This is a genomic window from Dyadobacter sp. CY312 (genome assembly GCF_021390535.1).
Lineage (GTDB): Bacteria > Bacteroidota > Bacteroidia > Cytophagales > Spirosomataceae > Dyadobacter.
Genome location: NZ_JAJUXG010000009.1, coordinates 286642 through 303296, shown reverse-complemented (window position 1 = coordinate 303296; position 16655 = coordinate 286642). Strand labels below are relative to the sequence as shown.

At 42.7% G+C, this 16655-nt stretch carries 16 protein-coding genes; 13 read left to right on the top strand and 3 right to left on the bottom strand.

From position 1 onward, the window contains the following. Nucleotides 1-98 precede the first annotated feature (98 nt). The 11 genes from LZG71_RS14415 (at nucleotide 99) to LZG71_RS14365 (ending at nucleotide 9600) form a co-directional block, all read left to right on the top strand. Complete coding sequence (locus LZG71_RS14415; protein WP_233821399.1) at nucleotides 99-773, top strand: YdcF family protein; 675 nt, start codon at nucleotides 99-101, stop codon at nucleotides 771-773. After that, entirely contained in the window at nucleotides 770-1834 is a 1065-nt protein-coding gene (locus tag LZG71_RS14410; protein ID WP_233821397.1) for a methyltransferase, read from the top strand. Before LZG71_RS14415 ends, LZG71_RS14410 begins: the two co-directional genes overlap by 4 nt. 40 nt (nucleotides 1835-1874) lie before the next feature. Continuing rightward, nucleotides 1875-2360, top strand: coding sequence for a hypothetical protein (locus tag LZG71_RS14405; protein WP_233821396.1), 486 nt, complete (start codon nucleotides 1875-1877; stop codon nucleotides 2358-2360). 33 nt (nucleotides 2361-2393) lie between these two features. Beyond that, nucleotides 2394-3296, top strand: coding sequence for a hypothetical protein (locus LZG71_RS14400; RefSeq protein WP_233821394.1), 903 nt, complete (start codon nucleotides 2394-2396; stop codon nucleotides 3294-3296). 60 nt (nucleotides 3297-3356) lie between these two features. Next, a complete protein-coding gene (locus LZG71_RS14395) occupies nucleotides 3357-4499 on the top strand; it encodes a beta-ketoacyl-ACP synthase III (RefSeq protein WP_233821393.1) in 1143 nt (380 codons plus the stop codon). An 82-nt stretch (nucleotides 4500-4581) separates the two neighbouring features. Then, nucleotides 4582-4980: a hypothetical protein gene (locus LZG71_RS14390; protein ID WP_233821391.1), complete on the top strand. Its 399-nt coding sequence runs from the start codon at nucleotides 4582-4584 to the stop codon at nucleotides 4978-4980. 4 nt (nucleotides 4981-4984) lie between these two features. Next, nucleotides 4985-6016, top strand: coding sequence for a BtrH N-terminal domain-containing protein (locus LZG71_RS14385; protein WP_233821389.1), 1032 nt, complete (start codon nucleotides 4985-4987; stop codon nucleotides 6014-6016). Nucleotides 6017-6029: 13 nt separating this feature from the next. Beyond that, the gene (locus tag LZG71_RS14380; protein WP_233821387.1) at nucleotides 6030-6779 is read left to right on the top strand and encodes an ABC transporter ATP-binding protein; all 750 of its coding nucleotides are present in this window, start codon (nucleotides 6030-6032) and stop codon (nucleotides 6777-6779) included. A gap of 1 nt (nucleotide 6780) precedes the next feature. Continuing rightward, nucleotides 6781-8061 carry an ABC transporter permease gene (locus tag LZG71_RS14375; RefSeq protein WP_233821385.1) on the top strand — a complete coding sequence of 427 codons (1281 nt, stop codon included), beginning with the start codon at nucleotides 6781-6783 and terminating at the stop codon, nucleotides 8059-8061. 73 nt (nucleotides 8062-8134) lie between these two features. After that, on the top strand, nucleotides 8135-8401 hold the full coding sequence (locus LZG71_RS14370; protein WP_233821383.1) for a phosphopantetheine-binding protein: 267 nt from the start codon (nucleotides 8135-8137) through the stop codon (nucleotides 8399-8401). Nucleotides 8402-8403: 2 nt separating this feature from the next. Then, nucleotides 8404-9600 carry a beta-ketoacyl synthase gene (locus LZG71_RS14365; protein ID WP_233821382.1) on the top strand — a complete coding sequence of 399 codons (1197 nt, stop codon included), beginning with the start codon at nucleotides 8404-8406 and terminating at the stop codon, nucleotides 9598-9600. A gap of 20 nt (nucleotides 9601-9620) precedes the next feature. Here the strand turns inward: LZG71_RS14365 and scpA are convergent, their stop codons facing one another. Both scpA and LZG71_RS14355 read right to left on the bottom strand, forming a co-directional pair. Beyond that, on the bottom strand, nucleotides 9621-11762 hold the full coding sequence (scpA, locus tag LZG71_RS14360; RefSeq protein ID WP_233821380.1) for a methylmalonyl-CoA mutase: 2142 nt from the start codon (nucleotides 11760-11762) through the stop codon (nucleotides 9621-9623). A 3-nt stretch (nucleotides 11763-11765) separates the two neighbouring features. Continuing rightward, nucleotides 11766-13139: a methylmalonyl-CoA mutase family protein gene (locus tag LZG71_RS14355; protein WP_233821378.1), complete on the bottom strand. Its 1374-nt coding sequence runs from the start codon at nucleotides 13137-13139 to the stop codon at nucleotides 11766-11768. 266 nt (nucleotides 13140-13405) lie between these two features. On the opposite strand from LZG71_RS14355, the gene dnaA reads away from it, so the two are divergent. After that, nucleotides 13406-14830, top strand: a complete 1425-nt coding sequence (gene dnaA / locus LZG71_RS14350; protein WP_233821376.1) for a chromosomal replication initiator protein DnaA — start codon at nucleotides 13406-13408, stop codon at nucleotides 14828-14830. Between the two features lie 54 nt (nucleotides 14831-14884). Beyond that, complete coding sequence (locus LZG71_RS14345) at nucleotides 14885-15892, top strand: GNAT family N-acetyltransferase (RefSeq protein WP_233821374.1); 1008 nt, start codon at nucleotides 14885-14887, stop codon at nucleotides 15890-15892. Here LZG71_RS14345 and LZG71_RS14340 read toward each other — a convergent pair. Further along, on the bottom strand, nucleotides 15849-16643 hold the full coding sequence (locus LZG71_RS14340) for a DUF3108 domain-containing protein (protein ID WP_233821372.1): 795 nt from the start codon (nucleotides 16641-16643) through the stop codon (nucleotides 15849-15851). The genes LZG71_RS14345 and LZG71_RS14340 overlap by 44 nt on opposite strands. Nucleotides 16644-16655: the final 12 nt, after the last annotated feature.

Below are 16655 nucleotides of genomic sequence, written 5' to 3'. Positions count from 1 at the left end.
AGCCGTTCACAGCTTCTTTTTTAGCTATACTGACCAACGTGATATACCGACTTCTTTTTTTCTTCTTCGTTTTTCTTTCTACAACCGGATGTACCAAAATGATGTTTCGGTCAGCAGAAAAGGCATTCAACGAAGGTTTAAAAGATCAGCCTTATGACGTGGTCATCGTACCTGGCTTTCCCTATAATGGACAAAACTGGGATCGCGTATTAAAAATGCGCGTCCACTGGGCGAAATTTCTGTTTGATAACGGTTACACCAAAAACGTCATATTCTCAGGATCTGCCGTAGCAACACCTTACATTGAAAGCAGGGTAATGGCTTATTACGCGAAAGAATTGGGCATTCCGGGCGATAACATATTTACAGAAGAAAAAGCAGAACACAGTACAGAAAACGTGTATTACGCGTTTTGTATGGCCCGGGAAATGGGTTTCCAAAAAATTGCATTGGCAACAGACCCCTTTCAAAACAGTTATATGCGTAAATTCGCAGCCAGATTTGAATTACCTCTGGGATTTCTGCCAACTGTACTGGATACCCTGCGGACTATGGAGATGCCTGAACCACAAATCAGCCTGGCGAATACCACCCGGAAAAACTTTGTGAAATTATCCGACCGGGAAAATTTCTTCCAACGTTTCAAAGGAACGATGGGCGGATATATAAACTGGCACGAAGTTGATGTTAAAAGTAAAAAGCACAAAAGAAAATTCAAAAACAGAATCATACCTTCATCTGCAAGAGCAGAGAACCATAATAACGTCGAATGAAAAAAGAATTGTCGGCTATCGAAGCCAAGTATGAAGCGCAGAAAATTGCATTTGGACCCATGTTTTTCCAGTCAGTAATCGCGCTGCGGGATCTTGGAATTCTCGAATTTATTAGTAGCCATCGTAAAGGAGTAAGCATTGACACGATCGTTGAAAAACTGGATGTGTCAGAATATGGTATCAATCTGCTCATAGAAGCTGCTGAGGTGATAGGTGTGCTGGAAGTGGAGGAAGGTAAAGTGAAAATTACAAAAACCGGATTCTTTCTTTTAAAAGATGAAATGACGCGTATCAATGTCAATTTTATGAATGACGTTTGTTACATGGGAGCAAAAGCCATGACAGACAGCATTGTGAAAGGAAAACCTGAGGGACTCAAAGTACTCGGAGACTGGCCTACGATTTACGAGGGACTGTCCATTTTGCCAGAACCAGCCAAGAAATCCTGGTTTGATTTTGATCATTACTACTCTGACGGCGCATTTCCAGAAGCGCTTAAAATTGTGTTTCGCAACAATCCAAAACTGATTTTTGATATTGGTGGAAATACAGGAAAATGGTCATTTGCATGTTGTGAGCATGACCCCAATGTGAATATAAAAATCCTTGATTTACCTGTTCAATTGAAGGTAGCCAAACAAAATGCCACCGAAAAGGGCCTGCTCGACCGTATTGATTTTCACGCGATAGACCTGTTGAATACGGAACAAAAAATACCGCAGGGCGCTGACGTAATCTGGATGAGCCAGTTTTTAGACTGTTTCTCAAAAGAAGAAATTGTTCAGATTCTTAAAAACGCATTTCAGGCGGCTTCGGCAGAGACAACACTGTACATTCTTGAACCATTCTTCGACAATCAACAGTATCCTGCGGCGCAATACAGTCTGGTAGCAACATCGCTATATTTTACCATTATGGCCAATGGAAACAGTAAAATGTATAGCATTGATGTGATGAAGGATTTGGTGAAAACAGCCGGATTTGAGGTTGTAAACACCTATCCGCTTATCGGTGACAGCTATCACTCCGTATTGGAATGCAAGAAAAGGCTTGATGTTTAGTGAGGAGTAATTTCTATCTTTGTGGAAAGAATATAGCAATATGGCAAGGAGAAAAGGGTCGTGTTCTGTAATCTTTTTATTGCTGATTTTATCTGCATTTAAGGTTATAGTTACAGACAGGTCAATCTTTTACGAAGTGCTTTCAGGGAAATCCGAAGCGAACATTGACAGGGAATTGAGCAGGTTGAATACTGAGAAAAGTACATCACTTGTAAATGCTTTCAAGGGAGCTTTACAGATGAAAAAAGCAGGATTCGTTAAAGGGGCGGGTAATAAGGTGAAGATGTTCAAGAACGGAGCTCTGCTTTTGGAAGAAGAAATTAAGAGTAATCCCAAAAACGTTGAATACCGTTTTATTCGACTATCTATTCAGGAAAATGCTCCTAAGATTCTGAAATACAATAAAAACTTGAACGAGGATAAAAAATTGATCATTGAAGGTTTTAAAAAACTGGATCCGGAGTTGCAAAAGGTTATTAAAAATTATGCTGAAGGTTCAGATTTTTTAAAAATAGATAACTTTTAATAAACTGGCATCTGAAATATTAGAATTTGTTGAATGAAAAAGGTGCTTGTAATTAATTATTCGCAATCGGGTCAGTTGCACGAAATTATCGACAATTTCCTGCAACCCTTCGATTTTGCGGAAATAGAGAGAGTATACATTAAGCCGGTAAAACCATTCGCTTTTCCCTGGACAAGCGAGGTTTTTTACGATACAATGCCTGAGTGTGTCAACGAAGAGGCTGTGGTTTTGCACCCGATTCAATACCGTTCCGAAAAATACGATCTGATTGTAATTGGCTATCAGCCATGGTTTTTGTCGCCATCTTTGCCAATTACTTCGTTAATGCAGGATGCGGCTTTTCAGGAAAAGATGAGAGGAACGCCTATTGTTACCATCATTGGTGGGCGTAATATGTGGCTTAATTCTCAGGAAAGCATCAAGGCCTATATAAAACAGGCAGGCGGGATTTTGGTAGGTAACATTCCACTGATGGATCGTGAACCGAATCTGATCAGTGTTTTGACCATTTTCCACTGGATGCTTACAGGTAAAAAGGAGCGTAAATGGGATTTGTTGCCTGTACCTGGTGTGAGCCAGCAAGATATTGATGGTGCCGGAAGGTTTGGAGGCATTGTGAAAGGTGCGTTACAAATGGGCGATTTCTCCGGTTTGCAGCAAAAAATATTGTCTCTGGGGCTCATCACAATCCCGACCGACATCTGGTTTATTGAGATGAGAGGTAAGAAAATTTTCAGGATCTGGGCAAGCCTGATCAAGAAAAAAGGAACTACGCCGGACAAGAGAAAGTTTTATGTCAATCTGTTTAAATATTACTTGCTGATTGCCCTGTTTGTGGCTTCGCCGATTATATTGACAGTTTATTTCATTCTGATTGCGCCGTTCAGTCAGAAATCTATAAAAAAGGCCAAAGATTACTATTACAATGTGGATTGAGCCCTAAGCTCGGGAGAAGTTAAAAGTGACATCAACTTATTAATTATTACCAATATTAAAATGTCAGAAGCATACATTACGAGGGTTTCCAAATTTGTTCCCAATGAAGCTGTTCCTAATGAGGAAATGGAAGAATATCTGGGTTTTATCAACGGGAAATCATCAAAATCGAAAGCAATTGTTTTAAGAAATAACAAGATTAAAAGTCGCTATTACGCATATACAAAAGAGGGTGTTCCTACGCATACCAATGCGGAAATGGCTGCATCTGCTGTAAAAGGTTTGTTTTTTGATAATCCTGCGGAAATAAAGGAAGTCGATTTGCTGAGTGCGGGCACTTCCAGCCCGGATCAGATTATGCCATCGCATGGCGTGATGATTCATGGCTGGCTGCCGGAAACCGGTTCGATAGAAGTTGTATCTCCTTCGGGAGTGTGCTGTGCAGGGATGCATGCGCTTAAGTATGCATATATGTCTGTCAAACTTGAAGACAAGAAGAAGGCAATTGCCGTTGCTTCTGAGCGATTTTCTCCCTCGCTTCGTGCTGAACAGTTTGAAGAAGAGGTGCAGGAGCTCATCCGTTTGGAGCAAAACCCATACGTTTCATTCGACAAAGATTTCCTTCGCTGGATGTTGTCGGACGGAGCAGGTGCTTTTCTTCTTGAAGGTAAGCCGAATGAAGAAGGTATCTCCCTAAAAATAGACTGGATAGAAGGCTGCTCATTTGCCAACGAAGAGGAGGCTTGTATGTACATGGGTGCTCACAAGCTGGAAGATGGTACTCTGAAAAGTTTTAAAGATTATTCTAATGAGGAAATTCTTGCTAAATCTGTATTCAGTATCAAGCAGGATGTGAAGCTATTGAGTGAGAAAATTGTGAAGTTGGGTTTCACCAACCTGAAAAAGATATTGATAGAAAAAGGATTTGACATGAACGATGTCGACTATTTCCTGCCTCATATTTCCAGTTATTTCTTTGAAAGTAAAATTGAAGATGTTCTGATAGAAAACGGCATACCTGTTCCGAAGGAAAAATGGTTTACCAACCTAGCCACCAAAGGCAACGTCGGAGCTGCTTCTATATATATGATGGTTGAAGAACTGTTCAACAGTGGCAATCTGAAAAAGGGACAAAAGGTGTTGCTAGCGGTACCAGAAAGTTCAAGATTTTCATACATGTTCTGCCTGCTGACCGTTTGCTAATCCGTTGAATACGAATTGTCTTTATTTTGAGTAAATTGTTGTCTTGTAATCTTATTCATCCTGGTTTTAATTCTCATTCAAAATGAAAAAGGAAGATCTGCCACAGGAGCCCGGCGCACTTTCGAGGCTAACGAGAGAGTTGTGCTATGTGAAAAATGAAGAAGGAAAATACGAGACTGCGCTGAGCCAGGGCTGGGATGTCAAAAAGGAAGCGCTGGATAGTGCGTGGGACAACGTCAACGACCGTGTGGAAGAGGCCAGGAGGGCAGTGGCGAACGGCGAAAAAAGTCCGGTATACTATTTTATGGAACTGCGGCTTATGGATTTGACAGTGCTTTCAGGATATACAGGATTCTTTACCTTCTTTATAAAACGGCATTTAAAGCCGTCGGTTTTTAAGGGGTTGAGCGATAGGAAGCTTGAAAAGTATGCGGGCGCTTTCGATATTTCAGTAGACGAATTAAAAAATTTTAAAGGCTAAGCAATTGAATACCGAAATAGGAACGGAAGAATTTCACCACGTACAGGCAGCACATTGTGAAAATGGTGTCACAACAGCGTTGCTTCGGCATCATGGTCTGGACTTTATGACAGAACCCCTTGCTTTTGGAATGGGCTCTGGTCTTTTTTATATACAAATACCTTTTCTGACGATTAACAACGGACCGGCCATTTCTTTCAGAACCATGCCCGGCGCTATCTTCAACCGAACCTGTAAAGCGCTGGGTGTAGAAGTTACACGAAAAAAATTCAGTAATCAGGACAAGGCACAGGCGTTTCTTGACAACAAAATAAAGGAAAGCGTTCCGGTGGGATGCCAGGTTGGTGTATTTCATCTTACCTATTTCCCAAAAGAGTATCGCTTCCATTTTAATGCACACAATCTGATTATTTATGGTCGTGAAGATGATCAATATCTGATCAGTGACCCTATTATGGAAGGTGTAACAACGCTGTCTACTCAGGAATTGAATCGCGTGCGTTTTGCGCAAGGTCCGCTTGCTCCGAAAGGACATATCTATTTTCCTGAGCGTATCGGCGCCATCAATGATGACCTTATTCGCAAAGGAATTGTGAAAGGTATCCGAAGGAATGTACGTGATATGACCAGCATCCCCGGATATTTTGCAGGAGTTGATGGCATCCGCCACACTTCCAACCACATCAGAAAATGGCGGGATAAGCTTGGACTTAAAAAAGCAAGTTTATACTTGGGGCAGATTGTACGCATGCAGGAAGAGATTGGTACAGGTGGCGGTGGTTTCCGTTTTTTATATGGCGCTTTTCTTGAAGAATCTGCTGCCTGGCTGCAAGATGACCGGCTCGCTAACTTATCGGAAGATTTTACACATGCCGGAGATTTGTGGCGGGCAAGTGCGATAAAAATGGCCGGTGTCTACAAAGGTCGTCTGACCGAACAAAAGGATTTTGAAGAAATTGCCGATATGCTTCTTAACATTCGTTCAGTTGAAAAGGAGGCATTCCAAAAGCTTTCCAAGCTAAATCTTGGGAAGTGAGATTATTCAAAAAATGGCAAGACAACCCGGGATTGAGATTCAACACGTTTCTCAGAAATACAAATCAGCCTCAGAAAATACGCTAACCGATATCAATCTGGACATCTATAATACGGATGTCTTCGGGTTACTTGGGCCTAACGGTGCAGGTAAAACCACTTTGATATCCATTCTTTGTGGGATTATTCCACCGAGTTCCGGCACAATCAGATTTTACAATCAGGGAGTTCCCATTTCAGATCAGGAAAGGAAAAGTGTTATTGGCTTTGTCCCGCAGGAATACGCTTTTTATCAGGAACTAACACCCCGGCAAAATCTGGACTACTTCGGTGCCATGTATAACATTGCCAAAGCCGAGCTGATAAACAGAAGAGAGGAGTTGCTGGAAGTATTGGGGCTATCCAAAGCGGCTGACAAACCAGTTGGAACATTCTCGGGTGGAATGAAGCGGAGAGTTAACCTGGCCATTGGTATTATTCACAAACCAGGTATTTTGTTTTTGGACGAACCTACGGTAGGTGTGGATGTGCAAAGTAAAAATGCGATAATCCGCTATTTACAATTGATTAACAAGTCGGGAACAACTATAATTTATACTTCTCATCACATGTCGGAGGCGGAGGAGTTTTGTAATCGCATCGCGCTGATCGACCATGGAAAAGTAATTGCGCAGGGTGGTATGAAAGAGCTGAAAATGGGCAATGATGTTGCTGATCTGCAATCTTTGTTCATAAAACTTACCGGAGAGGAGTATCGGGATTAATATGATGTTCAAAATATATGCATCCATAAAAAAAGAACTACTCCTTCTGGTCAATGATCGGGTGGGATTGGCACTTATGTTTGTGATGCCGCTTTTGCTGGTTTTTATCATTACCATTATTCAGGACAGCGTATACAAGGTTGTGAACGAAAACAGAATTCCGTTGCTGGTGATGAATCAGGATGAAGGAATTTTGGGTGAAAGATTAATAAACGTCCTTACAGAATCAGGACTTTTTGAAATTGATTCTGTTGCCGGGAAGTCTGAGCAGGTTTTGAAATCGGAGTTACTGGCTAGAGGCAAGATGATTGCACTTTACGTTCCTAAATCTTTTTCTGCCGGGTTGGAATCGAATGCGGGTGATGTAAGTAAGATTTTGATGAAAGATCTCGGTCTGGAATATGATTCAACCGAATCAGCGTCTGTTGAGATCCCGGCGTTGACTTTTTACAACGATCCCGTTTTGCAGGAAAACTACACGTATTCGGTGATGGGCGTGATCCAGTCCTATTTGAGTGTGATCGAAAACTCACTCATGATCGATAATATGTACGCTGAAATGGATTTGGGAGCTCGGTCAGAAAGTCTGAAAGACAAGATGATTCAGAACCGTGTGAAGATCAATAAAGTGGTAGCGACCAATAACAAATCGATGGCCGTGCCTAACTCAACACAGCATAACGTCCCTGCCTGGACAATATTTGCGATGTTCTTCATGGTTGTGTCATTGGGAAGCAATATTGTGAAGGAACGCGTTAACGGGAGTTTTTTGAGATTAAAAACAATGCCGACCAGTTTTATGCTGGTGATGTTCAGTAAAATGAGTGTGTATGTTCTGGTTGCTATTTTGCAGGTTATACTTACATTTTCGATGGGAATGTGGATCTTGCCGCGACTCGGACTGCCCGAATTAACCCTGCCAACAAATCTGCTGGCCTTTGGTTCGGTGGTGTTTATCAGCAGTATGGCGGCAGTTAGTTATGCGTTGATGATCGGCTCCATTGCCAGGACGCAGGAACAGGCAAATGGGTTCGGTGCGGTATCAATCATTATATTTGGGGCGATAGGAGGTATTCTGGTTCCCACTTTTGTGATGCCTTCCTACATGCAGCTGGTAAGTAACTTTTCCCCGCTACATTGGTGTCTGGAAGGTTTTTACATACTGTTTCTCAAAGGTGGAAGCTGGCAAGAGCTAAAAAGTGTATTTTTATTTCTCGGCATATTCATTCTGCTTTGCCAACTTTGTACTTACTTTAAATTAAAGATTGAAAAAATAATATAGTCGTCAGAAAAACAGCATGGCTACCGACACACTTATTGACCTAATAAATTACAGTTAAAGAATAAAACGACACATGGACATTGAAAGCCTTAAGCCCATCCTCAAAGGGCAAATAGTACAGTATTTGAATTTGTTGGATATCAACCCTGATGACATTAAGGATGATGAGCCACTATTTGGTGGAGATCTGGGTCTGGATTCTATTGATTCTCTGGAACTTGTTGTTTTATTGGAACGCGAGTACGGCATCAAAATTACAAATCCCGCCGAAGGAAGGAAAATTCTTGTTGATGTGAACCACATGGCCGCTTACATTTTGGCCAATACAAAAAAGGTTTAGGTATGGGCAGGGTAGTGGTGACGGGAATGGGGATTATCAGTGCCATCGGTAACAACCTGGATGAAAATTATTTGAGTTTACATCAGGGGAAAAGTGGCATCGATAAGGCTATCCATTTCGAATCGGTCTACACTGCCAGTTTACCATTCGGTGAAGTTAAACTCAGCAACGAAGAGTTAAAAAAATCATTGAATTTGCTGGGTGAGAAGGGTTATACGAGAACCAGCCTGCTTTCGATTAAGGCCTTTGAGGAAGCCATACAAGCTGCCGGACTTACCGCCGAAGATCTTTCATCTTTTGATACTTGTCTGATCTCTGCCAGTACGGTAGGAGGAATGTGCCTCACGGATCAGCTATATGAGGATGCTAATATGCAGTCGGAGGGATCGGAATATCTGGATGCTTACGGCTGTGCAGCGCACACAATCCAACTTATTGAACGATTTGGGATCCGGGGTTTTACCGATACCATCAATACGGCCTGTTCCTCTTCTGCCAATTCAATTATGCTCGGAGCAAGGCTTATTCAGGCCGGACGTGCCAAACGTGTTATTGTTGGAGGTGTTGACTGTCTTGCCAAATACACCGTGAATGGTTTCAACGCGCTCAAAATACTTTCAGAATCTCCATCCAAACCTTTCGATGAAAATCGGGACGGACTCAATTTGGGCGAGGCCGCGGCATATCTGGTTCTGGAAGCGGAGGAGATCACGTTTGGTAAAAAGATTTATGCCTGCGTTGCAGGATATGGAAATGCCAACGACGCGCATCATCCATCGGCAATGTCGGATGATGCGGTGGGAGCCATCGCGTCGATGCGTCAGGCATTGACTTCTGCCGGCATTGGTCCCGAACAGATCGGTTATATCAACGCCCATGGAACGGGAACCCCAAACAATGATCAGGTAGAACTGGAAGGCATTAAGAATATTTTTGGTACAAAACTTCCTCCTTACAATTCAACCAAAGCTTACACAGGACACACCCTTGGTGCAGCTGGTGCAGTAGAGGCAATATTCAGTATTTTGTTTTTAAATCACGGAGAAATATGTGCCGGACTGAACGTGGAAATTCCTCTGGACGCCAACTTTCCACCATCAAGTTCTTTGCGTGAAAACGTAAAGTTGGATTACGTTCTATCTAATTCTTTTGGTTTTGGTGGAAACTGTACGTCTTTGGTGCTTGGAAAATATCTTTGAGCACATGGCTAAAAGTTTTCTCATTTCATCAATTCAACCAGGATTTTTTGAGCCGCAACGGATATGATGGTCCCGGGACCGAATACACCTTTTACACCCGCATCGTATAAAAACTGGTAATCCTGGGCAGGTATTACACCGCCCGCAATAACCATAATATCTCCTCTTCCGATCCGTTCCAGTTCAGCTATGAGCTGCGGTATGAGCGTTTTGTGTCCGGCAGCGAGGCTGGAAGCACCCACAACATGTACATCGTTTTCTGCGGCTTGCTTCGCCACTTCCTGGGGCGTCTGGAAAAGCGGACCAATGTCCACGTCAAATCCAAGATCGGCAAAACTCGTCGCAATTACCTTTGCGCCACGATCATGGCCATCCTGTCCCATTTTTGCGACCAAAATCCTTGGCCTGCGTCCTTCCATGGCGGCAAATTCGTCCGATAATTTCAAAGCATTACGGAAATTTTCATCGTCTGAGGATTCAGACTGGTATATTCCTGAAACGGATCGAATTGTAGACTTGTATCGCCCGAATTGTTTTTCCATAGCATCTGAGATTTCACCTAACGTAGCTCTTTCCCGCGCCGCATCCACAGCTAGCGCAAGCAAATTTTGATCCATATTTTTGCCGCCACCTTCTGCACAGGCGGCGGTTATTTTTTCCAGGGCCAGTAAAACAGCTTCTGTGTTGCGATTGGCTTTTGTTTCGTTCAGCCTTCTGATCTGTGCTTGCCGTACAGCGTCATTATCGACTTGCAGGATATCAAGCATTTCATCATCCTCTGTTTTGAATTTATTCACGCCTACCACAATGTCACGTCCGGAATCGATCCGGGCTTGTTTTCTGGCTGCGGCCTCTTCAATCCTCATCTTAGGTAAGCCTGTCTCAATTGCTTTTGTCATACCGCCCAGTGTCTCTACCTCTTCTATAAGTGACCAGGCCTTCTGGCAAAGCTCATGCGTTAAATATTCTACGTAGTAAGAACCTCCCCAGGGATCTACGGAATCGCAAATACTGGTTTCATGTTGCAGATAGAGCTGCGTGTTCCGGGCAATCTGCGCTGAAAAATCTGTTGGAAGTGCTATTGCTTCATCAAGCGAATTTGTATGCAGCGACTGCGTGTGCCCCATTACAGCAGCCATCGCTTCTATGCAAGTCCGGGTTACATTGTTGTACGGATCCTGTTCCGTGAGGCTGTACCCGCTCGTTTGGCAGTGCGCTCGCAGCATCAAAGATTTTTCGTTATTTGGGTTAAATGCCTTTACAATTTTAGCCCACAATAACCTTCCGGCGCGGAGTTTGGCAATCTCCATAAAATGATTCATACCAATGCCCCAAAAAAACGACAGTCTTGGGGCAAAATCATCAATGTCCATACCGGCATCAATGCCAGTTCTGATATATTCCAGTCCGTCTGCTAGCGTGTAGGCTAGTTCGATGTGAGCGGGTGCGCCGGCTTCGTGCATGTGATACCCACTAATGCTAATCGAATTGAATTGTGGCATCTTGCGGGTGGTGTACGCAAATATATCTCCGACAATCCGCATGGAAGGGCCTGGCGGATAGATGTAGGTGTTTCGTACCATAAATTCCTTCAAAATATCATTCTGAATGGTTCCGGATAACATTTCAGGCGAGACACCTTGTTCTTCTGCCGCAACAATGTAGAAAGCCATGATCGGGATCACTGCTCCGTTCATCGTCATGGATACAGACATTTTATCAAGAGGGATCTGGTCGAAAAGCAGCTTCACATCCTCGACAGAATCAATGGCCACGCCCGCCTTTCCAACGTCGCCTTCAACCCGCGGGTGGTCGGAATCATAGCCACGGTGTGTGGCAAGGTCGAATGCTACCGAAAGCCCTTTTTGACCGGCAGCCAGATTCCTGCGGTAAAACGCATTGGAGTCCTCCGCTGTGGAGAAACCGGCATATTGCCTGATCGTCCAAGGACGTTGCAGGTACATACTCGCGTAGGGACCGCGTAAGAACGGAGGAATTCCAGCACCAAAGGATAGGTGTTCAAAATTTTCATTTTCCCTGGCAGTATACTTCGGTTTAAGTTTTATACCTTCAGAAGTAAAAAATGGTTTAGATACCGGGTTGGCATCTCGATCCTCTTTTCTTTTAAGGTTATTTTCAATTTTGGTGAAATCCGGTTTCATAACTTATTGATGAAGTAGGTGCCAGGTTTTGGCGAGGTTTCGGTTTGGCAATACACGTATTCCTGTTTCGTTATGATCTTCACTCTTTGTCAGCGCGATAATCTCAGGTGACTCATTCGAATATTTGTTGACACCTACCATCACACTTCCATTGCGCATCGCTTCCAGTTTCTGGTGCCATGATTTATCAATTTCATCCTGAATAAAACCATTTTCAAAGCTTGCAATGATTCCTCCTCTGCGCTCAACGTCAAGAAACAACTGCCAGGCCGACTCTGCAAGTTCGTTAGACTTTTTCTCGATGAAATAAGAGCCGGCTGCTGGATCAGAAACCTGGTTGATGTAGCTTTCATGCGCAATAATCGAAGATACATTTCTTGCTATTCTTGCGGAAAAATCAGTGCGTTCCCTTAGAAGATTGTCGTAAGGCGTTACCGTCAAAGCATCGCATCCACCAATTACAGCGCTCATGGCAGATGACGTCGCCCGCAACATATTGGTGTGCGGTAAAGTGTCGGCATAATAGAAAGACGAACTGGAAGCGTGGATGAAAGGCTTTGCAGCATTTACGCCATACGCATCGGTTATTCTCTTATGAAGCAGTCTCAATGCTCTCATTTTCGAAATTTCGGTCATATAATCTGTTCCGACTGAAACTGAGAAAAATACACTTTTTAGTGCAAGGCTGGGGGAAATTCCGTTATCGGTTAATTTATCAAGATATGAAACAAAACTTGCCACCAGGAAAGCCAGCTCCTGTTGCTGTGTTGCACCAGCATTGTGAAAAACATGGCTCTCAACCATAAGCGGATAAAAATCGGCCATGGTTTCAGTTGCTTTGCACACGCTGAGCTTTTCTTTCAGGGAGTGATCAAATGACGTTCCTTTGTTCATCCAATTGGCAACCGGATCATCGGCTATGCCTCCCTTCATTGCGTATCCCGATCCCTTGGAAATTAGCTCAAATAAGTGTGACGGATTTTGAGGGGTTTTGAAGAACACAGGGACATCAGTGAGGCGAACCTTGTGCAATAACCGGGAAACATCATTAATTGTGAGATTATTTTGCAAGTGTAGCAACATCGCCTGAGCGCCTCCTGAGAGCGATTTTTGTATTTCGTCATTTGCAAGCATCGGATCATTAACAACTACTTCCGGCATATTGAGCCAGCCGGGATCTTTCTTCTGACAGGAATTTAGTTCAAAGAAATTTTCAGGATTAAACTCTTCATGAGAATAGTATGGATCAAGCTCATTTGGTGAGGTGTTGGTGGTTCTATTAAGCTCTGCCACAGGGCGTTTTATCTCCTGCTCTACCTGTTGTTGCCAGGCAGATTTATTGGTGGGACCAAACTCTGAGAACAAATTAATTGCCATGTTCAGGTGCGATAGGTTTAGGACTTCCGTACTATTGGACTGCTCCTGGCAAAGCTACAAATTTGAAGTAACATATCTTTTATTCAAGAATTCACTTTTGAATGCCGTTGAATAATGCATGCATTTAGGACTGATTTACTTAGTGGCTTGAAATTGCTTGCTGAGAATGCTAAATTGAGCACAGGTTTGATCGGTACAGATCAGGTTATTTTTATATCTTTGCGTCCTTTTGATTTTTAAAGAAGACAGATTAGGGTTAATTAGCATTGGAAAGAAGCGGATATAAAGAAGTAGACCAGGTTTGGAATGCCTGCCTGAGAGTCGTTCAGCAACATATACCGGAAGAAAGCTTTAAGACATGGTTTGAACCCATTCGTCCGTTGAAACTGTATGGTAAAGTACTTACGATACAGGTTCCCAGCCAGTTTTTCTACGAATGGCTGGAAGACAACTACGTTAATCTGCTCAGAAAGGCGCTGGACTATGCCATAGGTCGTGACGGTCTTCTTGAATACTCTATCATCGTAGATAAGGGCAACGACAAGCATCAACCGCTTACGATGAATGTCTCGACTCAGAAAACACCTAATTCGTCGAAACCCGATAATTTTGCCAATGACCCGAGAGTTGGGGCACACATCCAGCTTAAAGATCACGATTCGATGAATCTGGATACTTATCTGAATCCCAATTATTCATTCGACAATTTTATTGAAGGGGATTGTAATCGTCTTGCACGTTCAGCAGGTTTTGCTGTTGCGCAACGTCCTGGGTTAACTTCGTTTAACCCTTTGATGATGTACGGTGGAGTGGGGCTGGGCAAAACACACCTTGTTCAGGCAATAGGAAACTACATTATGAACCACTTTGACAACAAACTGGTGCTATACGTTTCGTCTGAAAAATTCACAAATCAGTTTATTAATTCTATCAAAAACAATACGTTACAGGATTTTACTGACTTCTACATGAAGGTTGATGTTCTGGCTATTGATGACGTTCAGTTTTTGTCTGGAAAGGAAAAGACGCAGGATACTTTCTTTCATATATTCAACCATCTGCACCAGCTTGGCAAGCAGATCATCATGACAAGTGACCGCCCTCCGCGCGAGCTTCAGGGTTTGCAGGACAGGTTACTTTCTCGTTTTAAATGGGGATTGACGGCAGATTTGCAAACACCAGATTTCGAAACACGTATTGCCATTATCCAGAAGAAAATACAGTCGGAAGGTATTTCTATTGATTATGATGTGATCGAATATGTGGCGCATAGCGTTAATTCCAACGTGCGTGAGCTTGAAGGCGTAATCGTGTCTCTTATGGCACAGGCGTCGCTTACACGTCGCGAAATTGATGTGGAACTTGCCAAGAATACATTGCGTAACATCGTAATGAATGAGGATAAGGAAGTTACCATTGATACCATTCAGGAAGTAATTGCAGATTATTTCCAGGTTACGGTTGCCGACCTCAAAAGCAAAAGCCGTAAAAAGGAAGTGGTTTATCCAAGACAGCTGGCGATGTTTCTGGCAAAAGAGTACACAGAGCTGCCTTTGAAATCTATCGGTTATCATTTTGGAGGAAGGGACCACAGTACAGTAATTCACTCCATTCAAAGTGTGAACCTGCTCATGGACGAGACTCCGGATGTGGAGGAAACTTTACAAAAGCTACGCAGTTACTTTAAATAGACTTCTCCGTTTCAATGGTTGTTAAAAGGATTTTGAATTTAAATCCCACTTCCGTTGAGTCCGATACTTTTAACCCACCAGCAAATAGAAACCGAATTCTGGGATAGCTTCATTGCAGGATCGCTTCAAAATATCATATACGGATACAGCTGGTATCTGGACGTTGTTTGCGAAGACTGGCATGCTTTGGTTTGGCCTTCTGCATCTCATTTCCAGATTGTGATGCCGTTGCCGGTCAAATACAAACTTGGATTCCCCATTCTTTATCAACCTCTTTTTTGTCAATATCTTGGCATTTTTTCTATTGATAAATTAAGTGAGAAAGAGACTTCTGCGTTTCTGTTAGCTTGTTATTCGAGCTATCAATACATCTCTTCTTACAGTTTTCATCCTGACAATTACACGACGCTCCAACCCGCTCTGAATGCGCTCACAAATTTGAAGTATGTTGTAAATACAACGTTTTGGTTAAAATTGAATCGTTCCGAAGGAGATGTTCAGGCTGGTTATTCAAAGGATCGAATGTCCAACCTCAATGCAAGTAGAAACTGGAAATGGACTATTTGCAAAGCCGACCGCCCGGAGCAGCTTATTCAATTATTTGCTGAAAATCATGCAAGGCGAATTGATGGTGGGGTCAGCAGAAAATCTTATGAGATTCTTCAGGCTTTGATTAGGAAAAGTCAGGCTTGCAGCTGTGCCGAACTATTGCACGCACAAAGAGAAGATGACGTTCACGCAGGAATTGTCATTTTAAGAAAGGGAAATTATGCTGTATACATTTTTAACGCAGCTGATTCCCAGGGGCGAAGAGGAAATGCAAGAACATTTTTACTGGATCATTATTTCTGTCAAAATAGTGAGTGTGATCTGATCTTCGACTTTGAAAGTCCTCAAATGGAATCCATACAATCATTTTACAAGTCTTTTGGGGGAAGAGAGATTCCTTTTATAACCATCACAAAGACAAATCTCCATTTTCCTCTGAAACAATTACAACATTTTCGCAGGTCGGCGATCAAAGCCAGACGAGGTCTGTACGCAGCCCTTTGTAGGATTTAAGATCCATTTCAAGAGATCCGATCATCAGCTCAACTTGTACTTTCAATGGAATTTTATTGACGTCGTCGGAAATCCATAAACGCATGGCACCTTCTCCTTTAAAAAGTTTGTTATCGGGTATCAGTGGATTCAGTCGCAGGACACGTGTTTTTCCGAATTTGGTTTTAATAACATCCTTGCCAACATAACGAACCCTTAGCTTATAAACTTCTCCATCAAAGAAAGTTGGCACCTCTATCACCTCACCTTCGGCAACTTTGTCAAAATTGATGGTTCGGAGAAAGAAATAACCACTCACGATATCATGAATGTTGTTGGGAACGTTGTGTGTTTTTGACTCGTCTTTAACCGTTGTAACCGCAACATCCTTGCCGTGATTAAACACAACAGTTTCCTCTTTGCGGTATTTGTTTTCCTGAATGCTCCGCTGGAACATGTGCGGCAGAATGGCTGCGGTGTCCACATACGACCGCCAGGTGTCGCGCACTTTGGATATCAGATCAAACGGTCCGACTGTTCGTCCAGTCACATTAATCTTATAACAAGGTTTGTTGTTTACAACGGTAATGTTTTTTGCAATTTCTACTCTAGCCTCGGCGGCGTTAATAAAGCCATAGTGTACGCGATATTCTACTTTTTCGCCAAGCCCAAAACTTTTGTTAGGAATTACCCTATTCTGTTCAAATTGTTTGAAACCAATGAATGCCGAAGCTGATATGAGGATAAGAAGTGTAATGTATATGCGTTTCATGCCTGAAATTTA